General features: G+C 36.0%; 17 protein-coding genes and 2 pseudogenes. 17 read left to right on the top strand and 2 right to left on the bottom strand.

Annotation, left to right across the window (positions count from 1 at the left end; genetic code table 11):
• The first annotated feature begins 517 nt into the window (after window positions 1–517).
• From EKM87_RS11420 to EKM87_RS11385, 9 genes and pseudogenes are all read left to right on the top strand, one after another.
• Window positions 518–1,162, top strand: coding sequence for an ArsR/SmtB family transcription factor (locus tag EKM87_RS11420; protein WP_015474702.1), 645 nt, complete (start codon window positions 518–520; stop codon window positions 1,160–1,162).
• 125 nt (window positions 1,163–1,287) lie between these two features.
• Window positions 1,288–1,569, top strand: a complete 282-nt coding sequence (locus EKM87_RS11415; RefSeq protein ID WP_008855846.1) for a thioredoxin family protein — start codon at window positions 1,288–1,290, stop codon at window positions 1,567–1,569.
• 13 nt (window positions 1,570–1,582) lie between these two features.
• Window positions 1,583–1,897, top strand: a complete 315-nt coding sequence (gene trxA, locus EKM87_RS11410; RefSeq protein WP_015474701.1) for a thioredoxin — start codon at window positions 1,583–1,585, stop codon at window positions 1,895–1,897.
• Window positions 1,898–1,917: 20 nt separating this feature from the next.
• The gene (locus tag EKM87_RS11405) at window positions 1,918–2,241 is read left to right on the top strand and encodes a thioredoxin family protein (RefSeq protein ID WP_006844823.1); all 324 of its coding nucleotides are present in this window, start codon (window positions 1,918–1,920) and stop codon (window positions 2,239–2,241) included.
• A pseudogene (locus tag EKM87_RS11400) lies at window positions 2,241–2,369 on the top strand (aspartate racemase); the annotation flags it as partial. The gene EKM87_RS11405 and the pseudogene EKM87_RS11400, both read left to right, overlap by 1 nt.
• A 90-nt stretch (window positions 2,370–2,459) precedes the next feature.
• The gene (gene trxB, locus EKM87_RS11395; protein ID WP_006844822.1) at window positions 2,460–3,404 is read left to right on the top strand and encodes a thioredoxin-disulfide reductase; all 945 of its coding nucleotides are present in this window, start codon (window positions 2,460–2,462) and stop codon (window positions 3,402–3,404) included.
• An 18-nt stretch (window positions 3,405–3,422) separates the two neighbouring features.
• On the top strand, window positions 3,423–4,070 hold the full coding sequence (locus EKM87_RS11390; RefSeq protein ID WP_006844821.1) for a DsbA family oxidoreductase: 648 nt from the start codon (window positions 3,423–3,425) through the stop codon (window positions 4,068–4,070).
• Window positions 4,071–4,082: 12 nt separating this feature from the next.
• Entirely contained in the window at window positions 4,083–4,214 is a 132-nt protein-coding gene (locus tag EKM87_RS12640; protein ID WP_015474697.1) for a hypothetical protein, read from the top strand.
• A 17-nt stretch (window positions 4,215–4,231) separates the two neighbouring features.
• The gene (locus tag EKM87_RS11385) at window positions 4,232–5,563 is read left to right on the top strand and encodes a dihydrolipoyl dehydrogenase family protein (protein WP_015474696.1); all 1,332 of its coding nucleotides are present in this window, start codon (window positions 4,232–4,234) and stop codon (window positions 5,561–5,563) included.
• A gap of 118 nt (window positions 5,564–5,681) precedes the next feature.
• On the opposite strand, the gene EKM87_RS11380 is transcribed toward EKM87_RS11385, so the two are convergent.
• Window positions 5,682–6,038, bottom strand: a complete 357-nt coding sequence (locus EKM87_RS11380) for a type II toxin-antitoxin system YafQ family toxin (RefSeq protein ID WP_015474695.1) — start codon at window positions 6,036–6,038, stop codon at window positions 5,682–5,684.
• The gene (locus tag EKM87_RS11375; RefSeq protein WP_003586674.1) at window positions 6,038–6,316 is read right to left on the bottom strand and encodes a type II toxin-antitoxin system Phd/YefM family antitoxin; all 279 of its coding nucleotides are present in this window, start codon (window positions 6,314–6,316) and stop codon (window positions 6,038–6,040) included. Before EKM87_RS11375 ends, EKM87_RS11380 begins: the two co-directional genes overlap by 1 nt.
• A 76-nt stretch (window positions 6,317–6,392) precedes the next feature.
• Between EKM87_RS11375 and EKM87_RS11370 the strand changes: the two genes are divergently transcribed.
• The 8 genes and pseudogenes from EKM87_RS11370 to EKM87_RS11330 all read left to right on the top strand — a co-directional run.
• A complete protein-coding gene (locus tag EKM87_RS11370; RefSeq protein WP_012660357.1) occupies window positions 6,393–6,980 on the top strand; it encodes a site-specific integrase in 588 nt (195 codons plus the stop codon).
• 12 nt (window positions 6,981–6,992) lie between these two features.
• Window positions 6,993–7,352, top strand: a complete 360-nt coding sequence (locus tag EKM87_RS11365; RefSeq protein WP_015474693.1) for a hypothetical protein — start codon at window positions 6,993–6,995, stop codon at window positions 7,350–7,352.
• A gap of 374 nt (window positions 7,353–7,726) precedes the next feature.
• A complete protein-coding gene (locus EKM87_RS11360) occupies window positions 7,727–7,939 on the top strand; it encodes a hypothetical protein (RefSeq protein ID WP_125684849.1) in 213 nt (70 codons plus the stop codon).
• 709 nt (window positions 7,940–8,648) lie between these two features.
• On the top strand, window positions 8,649–9,578 hold the full coding sequence (locus EKM87_RS11355; RefSeq protein ID WP_027821993.1) for a replication initiation protein: 930 nt from the start codon (window positions 8,649–8,651) through the stop codon (window positions 9,576–9,578).
• Complete coding sequence (locus EKM87_RS11350) at window positions 9,571–10,164, top strand: DUF536 domain-containing protein (protein WP_125684847.1); 594 nt, start codon at window positions 9,571–9,573, stop codon at window positions 10,162–10,164. The genes EKM87_RS11355 and EKM87_RS11350 overlap by 8 nt, the downstream gene beginning before the upstream one ends.
• Before the next feature lie 348 nt (window positions 10,165–10,512).
• Window positions 10,513–12,372: a P-loop NTPase fold protein gene (locus EKM87_RS11345; RefSeq protein WP_125684844.1), complete on the top strand. Its 1,860-nt coding sequence runs from the start codon at window positions 10,513–10,515 to the stop codon at window positions 12,370–12,372.
• A gap of 309 nt (window positions 12,373–12,681) precedes the next feature.
• Complete coding sequence (locus EKM87_RS11340; RefSeq protein ID WP_076661715.1) at window positions 12,682–13,446, top strand: helix-turn-helix domain-containing protein; 765 nt, start codon at window positions 12,682–12,684, stop codon at window positions 13,444–13,446.
• A 768-nt stretch (window positions 13,447–14,214) separates the two neighbouring features.
• Window positions 14,215–14,304: pseudogene (locus tag EKM87_RS11330) on the top strand (IS30 family transposase); the annotation flags it as partial.
• Between the last annotated feature and the right edge of the window lie 91 nt (window positions 14,305–14,395).

Raw genomic sequence — 14,395 nt, 5'->3', positions numbered from 1 at the left:
CTGAAACGTTATACACTGGCAAATTAAGTTATTTATAGCCCGTAGAATTAAGTCGTTTTGAAAAGATGGAGACGTTAATTGGTAGATTGTAAAATTAAATAAATCTACAATTGAATTTTATTTACCTTATGAAGATGTTCAAAACGCGTTAAAGGAAAGTGCGCAAAACCCCTTTATACGTACAAAGGATGAATGGGTAGTGGGTAACAATGAGTGTAAATTAAATAAGGCACAAAAAAGGATGCTTAAGGATAAAGAAATATATAATCATTTCAATTTAGAAAATATTCCCAGTTCCATCAAAACGGAGCTAAACAAGATAGTGCATGACATCGATGACTAATACTTTAACACCAAACAGAAAGGGGCTATGAATATATAGGGTCTATAATTATAGGATGACTCCTAAATCTAAAAAGACAAGGCCCATTAATTTATTAACTAATAATATTGAATTTCAATTTCATAGGAAAACTGGTAAACTATTCAACAAAATAGTTGAAAAGGTGGAAAGAAAATGTTTGAACAAGCAGTTAACTACAAAAATGGACTATATGAAGAACTATCTAAAATTGGTAAGGGGCTAAGCAGTGATCGACGATTAGAAATTCTTGATCTTTTAACTCAAGCACCCAAATCAGTTGAAACTATTGCCAACGGGGTCGGAATAAGTGTAGCTAACGCCTCACGCCATCTACAAATATTGAAGGACAGTCATCTGGTTAAAACAAAACGAAAAGGCAATCATATTATTTATAGCCTTAGTTCTCCCAAAATTAGTGATCTTGTGCACCTATTAACCGATATTGGCAACAGTGAACTTTCAGATATGAAAACAATTCAGGATAAATCAGACGCTCAAGATAACGTTAAAACCATTTCCTTAAAGCAAGCTCAAGAAGAATACAAAAATTGCTTTGTCCTTGATGTACGACCTTCTGATGAATATGCAGCAGGCCACATACAATCGGCAATTAATGTCCCATTGGAAACATTAAAAGAATCAATGCCCAAATTACCTAAAGATCAAAAAATTATTATTTATTGCCGTGGAAGACTATGTGCTAATTCCAACATTGCCACACAGATCTTAAATAGAAATGGTTTTGACGCAGTTAGTTTAAATTCAAGTTACTATTATTGGAATAAAATAACAGAATAAACAGTTTAAGCACGATTTAGTCATTTATTGATTAAATCGTGCTTTTATATTGACTTACAAAAAGTATGTGATATTATTAAACTATTCAAGCAAACAATTGAATAGTTGAAAGGCAGTGACATAACTTGTCTACTATTGATAAAACGCTAACCTTAATTAATTTTGAGAATAATTGGTGCGCCCAGTGTTATACGCAGCGACCAATAATAAATAAGATTAGCCATGACTTTAATTCATATTTAAACGTTCGGGTAGTGAATTCAGATGCTCACCCAGAACTAGCAAAAAAATACAATGTTTATTCCGCACCCAGTACTATTTTGCTGCGTGATGGAAAAATCGTTGAAAAAATTACCCGTTTTATTGATCAATCACAATTAACAACTTTAATTAAATATTACCTATAAAGGAGCGACTCTTATGGTTAAGAACTTAACTGACAAAGACTTTGTGAAAGAAACTAGTACCGGTGTTACATTAACTGATTTTTGGGCTACTTGGTGTCCTCCATGTCGAATGCAAGGACCGATTATTGAACAACTTGATAAAGAAATTGGCGATAAAGTCAAAATCACTAAAATGGACGTAGATGCAAATCAAAAAACACCAATGGCATTTGGAATTATGTCTATTCCAACCTTAATTATCAAAAAAGATGGCCAAGTAGTTGATAAGCTGGTTGGCCTCCACAGTAAGGACCAACTTAAAACCGTTCTTGCTCAATATACTAATTAGGTTAAGAGGGGAGAAGCTAAATGGAACAACTATCAGTAATGAATAAAAAAGAATTTGATAAAAAACTGAAGAATGGAAAATATATTTTAGTTTTTATAGCTTCTTGGTGCCCTGATTGTAGCTTTATCAAGCCTCATCTACCAGAAATTGAACAAGAATTCAAAGATTACACTTTCATCAGTGTCGATCGTGATGAGAATACCGAATTGGCTCAAGAACTAAATATCTTTGGTATTCCAAGCTTCGTTATTTTTAGAGATGGGCAAGAAATCGGAAGACTTGTCAATAAAGATCGGAAGACTAAAGAAGAAGTCGAAAACTTCATTACCAACACTATTAACTAATGAAGAATTTTTTAACTATTCTTGGCGGTATGGGGACGTTAGCAACTGAAAGTTATGTCCGACTCCTTGATAAGAAAACTGAAACCCATAAAGACCAAGACCATTTAGATTATATAGTGGTTAACCATTATTGATGCACAAGAAGTCATTGTTAATCGTTCATTGGATAAGGGATTAGCGTTACGTGACGACTAATAAGTAGATTGGAGTGAAATTTAATGAGGAAATATGATGTAGTAGTGATTGGGGCCGGTCCTGGTGGAATGACCGCTGCCTTATATGCAGCACGAGCTAATTTAAATGTAGCAATGCTTGATCGCGGTATTTATGGTGGACAAATGAACAACACCGATGACATTGAAAACTACCCTGGTTTTACAACAATTAAGGGTCCTGAACTTGGTGAGAAAATGTATCAAGGAACCGTTAAGGCCGGAGTAAATTTTGTATATGGTGATGTCCAAAACGTTACCGTTGATGATCAACAAATGAAGCATATTCAAACCGATAGTGACGAGTTAGTAGCAAGCGCAGTAATTATTGCAACAGGATCTAATAATCGAAAATTAGGTGTACCAGGTGAAGAAAAGTTCTCCGGAAAAGGGGTTTCTTACTGTGCAGTATGTGATGGTTCTTTCTTTAAAGGAAAGAATGTTACTGTAGTTGGCGGTGGTGATTCAGCAATTTCTGAAGGATTGTACTTAGCTAATGTCACTGATGGAGTTAATGTCATTCATCGTCGCGATCAGTTACGGGCACAAAAGGTATTACAAAATCGTGCTTTTGATAACGATAAGATAGATTTCACTTGGAATACTAGTGTGACAGAGATTTTAGGTGATGAAAATCATGTTACTGGAGTAAAAATTCATAACAATCAGGTCGGTGATGATACAACTCTAGACACTGATGGAGTTTTCGTTTATGTCGGTAACTTTCCAAATAGCCAAATTTTCAATAATTTAAATATTACCGATCAAGCTGGTTGGATTATAACTAACGATCAAATGGAAACAACAATTCCTGGAATCTATGCAATTGGTGATGTCCGGCAAAAGCAACTGCGGCAAATTACAACTGCGGTTGGCGATGGTGGTATTGCTGGGCAAAACGCCTTTGAATATTTCGAAGCCATAAAGCATCGGCAAACGGTTAAAGATTAAAGAGAGGAAAATTACTTTATGGAAATCAAATATTGGTCAGACATTGCTTGCCCCTTTTGTTATATCGGTTCTAACCGAATGAAACGAGCAATGAAGGAAATTGGTATTTATGACACAACTGAATTAGAGTTCAAATCATTCGAGCTTAACCCTGCAACACCAAAGGAAACCGATGAAGGATACATTAATCACTTCACTCAGGGAAATAAGGCAATGGAGCCACAGGCCAAAAAGCAAATGGCTTACATCGAACAAATGGCGCATAACGATGGTCTACCAATGGATCTTGACAGTGTAGTACCTACAAATACTATGGATGCGCACCGGATTATTAAATTCGCAGAAGCTAAAAATGATCCTGATTTGACTGAACGAGTAATTAGACGCTTCTACCAAGTTTACTTTAGTGATGGTCAATCGATTTCTGACCATGATGTGCTATTAAATGCGGCAATGGAAGCTGGGCTTGCTAAAGACGAAGTAGAAAAAGTGCTTAATTCTAACCAATATCATCAAGCTGTGGTCAATGACGAGGCAGAGGCTCAACAATCCGGTATTCATGCTGCACCTTTTTTTGTAATCAATAATAAGTATGCAATTAGTGGTGCCCAACCATATGAAGTCTTTGTTAAAGCCTTAAAGCGAGTTCAAGAAGAAGAAAATTAGGAGGAATTTACGATGACCGAAGATAAGCCACAATTTAATACAATATTTGGCGATAATAATGATGCTGCTGTATGTGGGCCAGACGGTTGTAATATCGCTGAACATCAAAAGCAAACTGAGGATAAGAAGAAGAAAACAAAATAAATGGAGGGAAGCTATAAATGAAGTTTGACTACGTTGTTATTGGCAGTGGGCCATCAGTTTATCGTTTCCTATTGGGAATGCAGAATAGCGGAAAGAAAATCGCGGTTGTTGAAAAGAATCGGTTTGGCGGAATTTGCCCTAACGAAGGCTGCGAACCCAAGATTTTCTTAGAAGGAGCAGCACGAGCAACCTTAACTTCAATGCGTTTGCAAGGTAAGGGAATTACTCAACCAGCTAAGCTTGACTGGAAAGAACTTATTCAGCAAAAGAATAAGGCTATGGCGTCATTCCTAAATAATATGCAAAGTATGTATGAAGGCCTGGGTGCGACTACCATCAAGGGTGAAGCATCATTTGTTGATCAACATACCATTGAAGTTAATAATAAAAAAATCACTGCTGATAATTTTGTAATCGCAACCGGAAAAAAGCCGCATCCTCTTAACATTCCTGGCCACGAGTACCTACTTACTAGTACTAACCTTTTTGAACTCGAAGATACTCCAAAGAACGTCGCAATTATCGGAAGTGGTTACGTTGGTATGGAATTTGCTACATTGTTGTCTGCTGCCGGGGTTAAAGTAACCGTTATTGTCCGATCCGGCCAACCGCTAGAGGGATTTTACAGCCAACACGTTCATCAGTTAGTTGATGAAATGAAAAACTCACTTGGTATTAATTTTATATTTAACACAAATGTTACAGCTGTTACCGAAGCACAAACTGGCTATGAGGTTCAATCAGCTAACGGCAACCTTGGCACTTTTGATAAAGTTATTAATGCCAGTGGTAGAGTTCCTGAAATTAATGCATTGAAACTTGATAATGCTGGTGTAGAGTACAGCAACCGCGGAATTAAAGTTGATAAATATTTGACCACATCAGCAAATAACATTTACGCAATGGGCGATATTGTTGATAAAACCGCACCAGCATTAACCTCTACGGCACAGTTTGAAGCAGACTACTTAAGTGCCTTACTTACTAATAAAACAACTGAACCTCTTAGGTACCCAGTAATTGGAACCGTTACGTTCACATTCCCCCAACTCGCTCAAGCTGGAATTAGTATTGATAAAGCAAAGGAAGACAGTAATTATTCAATTAAAGATATTGATATTACTCAAGGTGACTTTTTTTATGCTGGAACAGATGATCACGCACGATTATCATTAGTCTTTGACAAGCAAAATCATCTCGTGGGCGCTGCTGAAATTAGCCAAACAGCAGTAGATGATATCAATGCACTAATTCCTGTTATGGCAATTGATGTTGATCCAGAGGTTTGGAAAGAAAAGATGCTAATGGCTTTCCCTGGTTTAGCATATAAAATTAGAACATTAATTTAACAACAAGAGGGTCTATTTGTGATAAATACCCCCTCGAAAACGTTGAAAGAATAACCCCTAATATCTATAATGTAGATATTAGGGGTTATTTATTTTTATATACCAGAAATAGCTTCTTTTATTCGTTATTTTTTCGATACCTTTTAGAACGATTTTGACCAGGAAATAAACGATCATGCGATCCGACTCGAATGCCAATTAAGACTAGTTCATCTTTATCAATCGTGTAAACAACCAGGACATCGTTAGTTTCGCTTGGTATTTTGTTTTTCGGGGTATCTCGTAAGTGAAATTCATTATACCCGCTCATTCGCCGATTAAGTTCATGATCCTCAAATTCTGGTGGTAATTGTTGTTGCTCAAGCAACAGGTCAATGACTGCTCGAACTTCATCAATAATAGATTTGTCTAAACTGGCTAACCGTTTTAAATCAGCATTAAAGGTTGCACGTGGTTTAAATCTTAGTTTTTTCATTATTTAAACTGACCCCAATAATCATCATCTGATTCAACAATTTCATCGTCAGGTAAAACATGGCGTTTAATTAACTGATCACGTGCAATTGCATATTCTAACGAACCTTCTTTCGCTTTTAATGCTCTTTCTAGCCAGTCCATTTTTTCTTGTGAAACGATGGCTACTGCGCGACTATTTGAACGAGCAATATAAACGGTTTCGTCTTCGTCATTAACTTGATCTAAATATTTTTTTAGGTTAGCGCGAAAATCGCTCTGTGTTAATGCTAATGTCATATTTACCACCCTTTCATTGTACTTAATATTGTACTTTAATTTGTACTAAAAATCAATTTTTTAAGGAGCTAAAACTATGCAACAAATTGTCTTACCCATCAAAGATTCAAATGTTCTCAAAGAAGTGCAAGATACGTTACTCCATAATTTCAAAGCTGGTTGGCGTAACTATACCGTTTTTCAAGTGGGTAAAGCGACTCTGTTGCGAGTGAGCGACGTTATGAAGCTTCGTTGGACAGATGTCTTTAACGAAAACGGCACCGTGCGTCAGAATGCGTTTATACACGACCAAAAGACCGGTAAAGCTAACCTGCTCTACTTAAAACCCGTGCAAACTGATTTATTAGCCTATCAAGCTTGGTTGCAAGAAAACCATTTGGTTTCTGACTGGTTGTTTCCCTCGATTCAGCACCCAGAACGACATATCACGGAAAAACAGTTCTACAAAATCATGAGCAAGGTTGGCGATCTGTTAGGAATTAATTATCTAGGGACCCATACGATGCGTAAAACCGGGGCTTATCGCGTTTACACGCAATCAAATTATAATATTGGCTTAGTCATGAATTTGCTAAATCATTCCAGTGAAGCAATGACTTTAGCTTATTTAGGCTTAGACCAGGCTAGTACTGAAACGATGCTGGATAAAATTGATTTTGGTTAGGAGGCTGGCTTTATGGATTTAGATTTTAAATCAAACAAGTATGATCTTTTTGATGATTGGCATCAAAACAAGACTAAACAAGAGTTTACACAAAAGTTGCAGCAACAAGCTCAACTTGAAAAAACACAGCTGCCACAGTTATTGTCGCGTGAAGATTTAAAAATTCGCTGGCAGATGAACTCTCGTCAAAGTGTTCATCAAGTTGCTAGTAAGCCTGATTTTCCGCAACCCGTTTTTGCTTTTAATCATGGTAAGACGCCACTTTACTTAGCAACTGAAATTCAAATTTTCGAAATTAATCACCCCTGGGTGATAACTCCCGGTGCTCGTCTTGCTTATAGTCATTGGATCCTTCGTAATGTGATTGATTAATCTTGAGATTTGGCTCTAGGATTTTTATCGTTGGCGCTAGCCTTCTAATACAAATAATCCCAATCAAAATGGGGATTAAATCTACCCTTGACAAGTGTCAAGGGTGTAAGTGCGCATTGACCTCGTTTCACTCGGTCTGCTGATAACCATAAAATCAATTTTTGCCGTTGTTGAATGGAATGTATTCTTAATTCAATTTATGCTTACACTTAACTGAGTTTGTTATGCTTTAAATGCTAAAAATTGTTGCATATCCCGCTGCTTTCAACCAAATTTTTTTAATTGCTTTATGCAGAGAATCTTCATAAACCTGGCAACAAAATTTGAATAACTAACTTTAAGAACTGCGTATCTAAATTGAAATTATTATTTTAATGTTAGGAGTAATTAAGCTGGACGAAAAGAAAGTATTAAAACCAATTGATGAAATGCTTGCTGATCCTTGGCAAGTTGATATTCAAGAATTGTTTGAAGCTTTTGTCAATGAACCTGGCGAGATCAAAAGGAATCTGTATGATTCCTTATACACTTATATTTTGAAAAAAAGGCAAGAAAATATTATTAATCGTCCTAGCTTCGTTATTTAGCCCTTTAAAAGCCTTCTGAGGGCTTTTAATTTTTGCTTTGGTATAAATGTATATGAATAGTCTTAAAATTGCTAGAAACGAAAAATAAGGCCCTTAAAAACGAACATAGCAGCTAAAATCTTGTTGAGATTCAAAAAACTAACTGTTTGCTGTCAATGGTAGCGGACGAGCAAAGCGTGGGAGCATAAGGAATTGACAGCTCTAAACCAGTCTTAACACTGAATTGGCGAAAGCCAAAGTTTCTATAAAACTTTGCTTTCCTGCCTAACGGCGAGTGAAAAAGCGGTCAAGCTGGCTCAGCTTGGACGGGGTTCGGGGCGTCAGCGCCCGAATTAATGTGGCTTGCCACACCTTTTAGGCAACGAACAGAGTGAGGCGCAAGGAGCATAGCGACTGGAGTTTAATGTGAGCCTGTTTTTTGGCTCACTCCTTTGTGTTTTTTGATTCTAGGTTTTGACCTCGTACAGTAGTGCCTCTTTTAAACCTCTTTTATAAACCTCTTTTAAACCTCTTTTAGACCCCTATTGCGCCTTACTCCCCCAAGGCGTACAGAAGTTTATGGATAGAGTTTTGTCTGTTTATAGATAGAGTTTTGTCTGTTTATAGATAGAGTTTTGTCTGTTTATGGATAGAGTTTTGTCTGTTTATAGATAGAGTTTTATAGTATTATATATTCATAAAACCATATTCATTAAAAGAGGTGCTTCATTTGAGTAATGAAATTGTTAAATATGATCCTGAATTAAATACAATCCCACTTCGAAAATTCACTCCTGTTGAAATGAATTTATTCTTCTCAATAGTTTCTAGAATGCGTGACAAGGGTGACGAAACTGTAAGGTTTTCATTTGATCAATTAAAAGAATTAAGTGCATATAAACCTACAGCAAATAACCGATTTATTGACGATATTGAAAGTACTTATCAAAAAATTTTAGGCTTACGCTTTGGAAGGCGTAGTAAAGATGGGCTGCATCGTGAATTTTTTGTTATGTTTACCGAATTTGAGATAAACGGCCATGCTGATGATCCTTATGTTGATATTAAAATTTACCCCAAAGCTATAAAATTATTAAATGAGCTGGAAAGTTGGGTTCGTTATGCTTTATCAGAATTCAGAGATTTAAAAAGTAGCTACGCAAAAACCATGTTTCGGTTACTAAAACAATTTAGAACTACTGGGTACGCTTACTTTTCAGTTGCAGACTTTAACGAGCTATTAGATGTCCCTAAAAGCTATAAAAGTAGCAATATAAATCAATCCGTTTTAAAACCCATCAAAGAGGAACTTACGCCTCTTTTTAGAGGCCTAACGGTTAGAAAAAAATATGGTAAAGGCCGCGGAAAACCAGTGATTGGGTATTCTTTTACTTGGAAGTCTGAAAAGAAAAACGCTAATGACTTCTCACAAGGTCAATTTCAAGATGAACGTCAAAAACTCTTTAACATTCAGCATAATGGTGAATTAACAGAGCAGGAAAAATGGCGCGCCATTGACAAGGTTAAGGGGTTAACTTTAGGCTCTACTGAGAAACAAGCATTGGCTGATAAACAGGCCGAGCACGATAAAAAAATAAGAGATCAAGCAAGACAAGAAGCTCTTGCTGAACTCCGAAAGGGGTTTGGAAATCATGCCTAAAACTATTAGAGAGCTTGCTGATGAATTGAATGTCTCCAAACAGACTATTCAATATCACTACCAAAGACTACCAGCAAATAACCGGCAAAAAGATAGTCAGGGTGCAAACATGATTAGCCCTACAGCTGAAAGAATTATCAAAGACAAGGTAGCAAAGCATTTGGTAGCAAAGAACCAACAAGCAGGTAGCAAAAAAGCAACAAAGGCTAGCGAAGAAAATAATGAGCTGGTTTCTACTCTGAGAAGAGAAGTAGCAGATTTAAAGTCTCAACGTGACAAACAGCTTGCTACCAAAGACCGACAAATAGAATATTTAACAAAGTTGATAGATCAGCAACAGCAATTGCAATTAGCAGCAGTAGCAGAAAACCATCAATTAGAAGAACACGTGCAGAAGTTGAGTGGTTTGCTTAAATCTTCCAGTTCAACTCCAAAACAACAATCAAGCGACAAAGACGATACCTTATCGAATAACACCAATGATAATCACAGCAAGCAAAATGGAAATAAAGTTACTAAATATGGTAATGGGCAAAAAAAAGCATGTAAAAGCAAAGCTAATAATAGTTGGTGGCACTTTTGGTAGTACTTCTATTCCCCTCATCAATCAGTGGTCGAATGCCAAAACATTTGAAAGCATTTGCTAAACAGAACCCAAAAATCAAACAATAAGAAATGGCGGATAAATTGCAACCAAAAAGGTGAAAACACAACGGAGCACAAGTTGTTTATATCGATTAAACAGGGTATAAAAACTAAAAACGGCCAACAAGGTATACCGAGTGATTGCTTCTAAGCTCATGATATGATGGAAATCATAGATGCTTACTATAATTACATGAAAAAAATCCTTAAAAATCAACTCTGAAATTTTCTATCTAAATGGGAAAAGTATCGCTATCTTTTTAATATCTACACTAATTATGGAGGATTCATGAGAAAAAATCAGTTGTTCAGTAGCCTATCTGACTACATTAATGGTCAAGATCAGTTTGCCGTTATGGTTGATGGGCCTTGGGGTTCCGGGAAGACATTCTTCTTCAAACACCACTTTATACCATGTATTTGTAAAAAACATAGAACTGTGTACTTTTCCGTCTATGGTTACGAATCTCTTAATGAGTTAAAGACAGCTCTATTTAATCAGTTATTTGTTACTAGTCTAGGTATGCAAGGTGATAAAGAAAACACAAAATCTATGATTAAAGACCTTGCTTCTCTTACTAAAGGAACCATAGGTGCTTTCAACAAGCTAAAACCTTTCGTTTCACTCGCACACACTGCTGAAAATATATTAATAAAGAACAGATTACTATCACAAAACAAGACACCTGCTTCGGTTCTGATCATTGACGATTTAGAACGGATTAGTCCACAAATTCATATATCTGACCTAATGGGATTTCTATTGACCGATCTTATTGAAGATTATGGATATAGAGTTATTCTTATCGGTAACTCCAAAGAAATTCAAGAAGACGAAAAATTTCATTCGATGCGTGAAAAAGTCGTAAGTCGAGTTCTCCTATTTACTTATGACTCGAAAGATATAAAAGAAGAATTCTTGCAGCATTCTAATATTGCCTTTTTACAAGATAATTCAGATTGGCTGGTAGAAATTATAGAAGATTATAGCCGGCACAACGAAAGACAATTAAATCTACGCACATTGGAATTTATTCTGTCTACATTTAAACTGATTGATAAGAATTTAAATCAATATTTTGAAAAGAATCCAGAGCAGAATTCATATAGTAAAGAAATTAAAAGATCTGTTTTTGCTAATTTATTTGTAATTGCAACAGAGTATCGCGCAGGTATACTGACACGTGAAAATTTAAAAGATATTGATCCGCTCCTTAACACACGTAACTTCTATTTTATGCACATGAAAGATGATGAGAAAAAATCACCAGCTGAGCAATTAACCATTAGATATCATAATAATACAAATGTAACTAAGGTGATTATGTATGATAGTTCGGTAACCAATGCAATCTTTAACGGAGACTTTTCTGCACAACATTTTGTCGATTGTTGGAAAGGACTCTTCAACCCCCAAAAAACAATCTCTAATTTAGAAAAAGTTTCCAATTTTAGAGAAATGACTGATGATCAACTTAAGGATCTTGAAGGTAAAATGTTCAACGATGCATGTAGCCCAAAAGCTGAAATTAACGATATACTTTTAACTCTTAATTATTTTATGTTTTTTGATAAAAATGATATTTACTTCTATGATAATAACTATTCAAATCAATTGATTAACGCGTTGCAAGATGCTGTAACCCGATCTTTCGATAGCAATAAATCACTATACATCTATGATCCTGTTGAATTTAATTTTCAATATTCTGCACTTGTAAATGATGCGGAGACATTGAGCAGGATTCGGGACATATTGAACTCAGCAAAAGATAAAAATCATAGACTAGAAACCCAAAATCTAGTTAAGGCAATCTTTAATAATGACACTGATAAAATACGTAATATAACGCAATCAGGTATAAAAATAAATATTTTTAAAGAACTCCTTGAGTCTAATTATCTTAACAATGCTCTACTTGAGCCCAAATTTAAAGCAGCGTTACTTGATAACTATCTAAACTCTGAATATCTTCAAATTTCGAATTCTCATGATTTTCATCATGGTGAACAATCAGATATTTCAAAACTAATTGAAAAAATTGAGAACTATACACAAACAGATAATTCAATAGGCCAAATTGACAGGTTTAATTTAAACAATCTAGTCAAGACGTTGAAAGATATTCTAACCAAATTCAAACAATGATATTTGAGTTATGTATATAAGGAGGTAAGAAAGGTAAAAGTACAATTCTATTGGTTTCCCAAGAAAATGAAGGTAACTAATGCTTATACGTCCCTGATTAGCTTACTTTCAAATTCTAGCTATAAAACACTTTAGGGTCTATAGCTTACAAATAGGCCTTTGATCATTTCTAAAGCCATTCTTCAGAACGTTATTACGATCTGAGGAATGGCTTTATTGGCTTGTGCAAGTAACATTTGCGTGACTAATGCTAGTAATTCTTGCTAGGATTGCCTTAGATCCTTGATTATGATTTAGGAGGAGTGAGATTTGAGCTTTAAAGACGATATCAAGACCTTGCGCAGGCAATCTAACTTAACCCAAGAAGCGTTAGCTCAAAAATTACATGTGACCCGTCAAACGGTCTCAACTTGGGAAACTGGCAAGAATATGCCAAGTTTAGAGACCCTGCATGCTTTGAGTCAATTGTTTAACATCTCACTCGAAAAACTTCTATTTAACGAGGAGATTGCAATGAAAAAAGATAAAGAACCCTCTTTGGCTACCCAGATAGATCAGGATGTTAAGCTTAAAAGTCGTTATCGTCGTTGGACTTTTGGTTTAGGTGGCTTGATCGTACTAGCACTGGTTAGTATTGGTATTTTATGTTTGGGATATTATAAAGGTATTGGGACGATTGATCGCTTTGATCCGTTTTTATCCTATAAAGTCGGGTACACTAAATTACCTAGTGAAAAGGAAATTTCTCCTAACAATAAGGCGACCAATGGTTACTGGACCGCTTGGTTCACCGATAATACGATGGGTAATGAATGGACCAAATTAACCTTAACGACGGGGCTTAATCCTGGGGTCAAAGATCCTTATGTGATGGCGTATCATAAGGGCAGCTATGTTAAAGTTGCACGTATTGTGCCTCGCACCTACATTAATCAGACTTATGTTAGCAACCTAGCAGCGCTAGATGCCTTGTTAAATCATAAGGGAAATACAGCGACTAACAATCATGACCTTAAGAAGTATAAGACACAAATCCATATATCCGATACTGTCCAGCAATTAGTCACTGAATAAGCCGACGTTTAAGCGATTTAAATTGATAATCTAGCCATTAAAAACAATTGTCACAATTCAAAACGCTTATATTGTCAGAAATCTATCAGGTTAGCCAAGGCTACTCTGATAGATTTCTTGCGTTAAAATGGGGCTATATCAACGATGCCAGAATACCTGGCTTGTTAACTTAGACTAATCGGCTTAATTTTAGGCCCGCTGGAAATACGTGCTTGGTGTCGGGAAGTATGGGGCACATTTAGGCAATATCAATTTCTCTATTTGGGGGAATTACAAAGGCCAACTAACCAACTATCATAGTTGGAAAACGGATAGTCATAGTTTGAGAGGAGCCATTTAATTATGAAACGCTGGAAAAAAACGTTATTTGTAATTTTAGGAATGATTATTATTCTTTTTGTTATCGTTATTATTCTTTTTGTTATCGGTGCCATCTATTTCTACTTAGGCAATTAACGGTTCTTGCATAAACCCGATTAATCGGCTGAATTGCAAGCGCAACAATTCCAGCAACAACTCGAAAAATGGGACGTAGACAATTGGGGCAACAAACTTGACTACAAAGCATTCTATCCTGAGTTGTTGACCTTCTTTCGCCAATTGAATCACGTGGAAAACTCACGCTGATAATTGCGGCGAAAGTACCTCTTTTTCATTTTGTTGTTAGTTGGTAGATTGTAAAATTAATCCGAACGCTGTTCGGACAAAAAAGATCAGCTTCCTTTAAAATGGTGTTTACCACAAACCCATCTTTTAGGAGCTGATCTTTTGTCTAGTATAACCTATTCCGAACGAATTAAAATCGAAACCTTTTGTGAACTAGGGCTGTCCAATATCCAAATGGGCGTTCGGATTAATTTTACAATCTACCATAAGCCTACCGATTTTTTAATATTATTTTATTCATCAATTTCCGGCGCCGACCCAAGCTCTGCCTGAATCATCCAGA

Source organism: Levilactobacillus yonginensis, assembly GCF_003946265.1.
Classification (GTDB): domain Bacteria; phylum Bacillota; class Bacilli; order Lactobacillales; family Lactobacillaceae; genus Levilactobacillus; species Levilactobacillus yonginensis.
The sequence above is the reverse complement of the archived record's forward strand: the minus strand, read 5'-3'. Positions and strand labels throughout refer to the sequence as shown.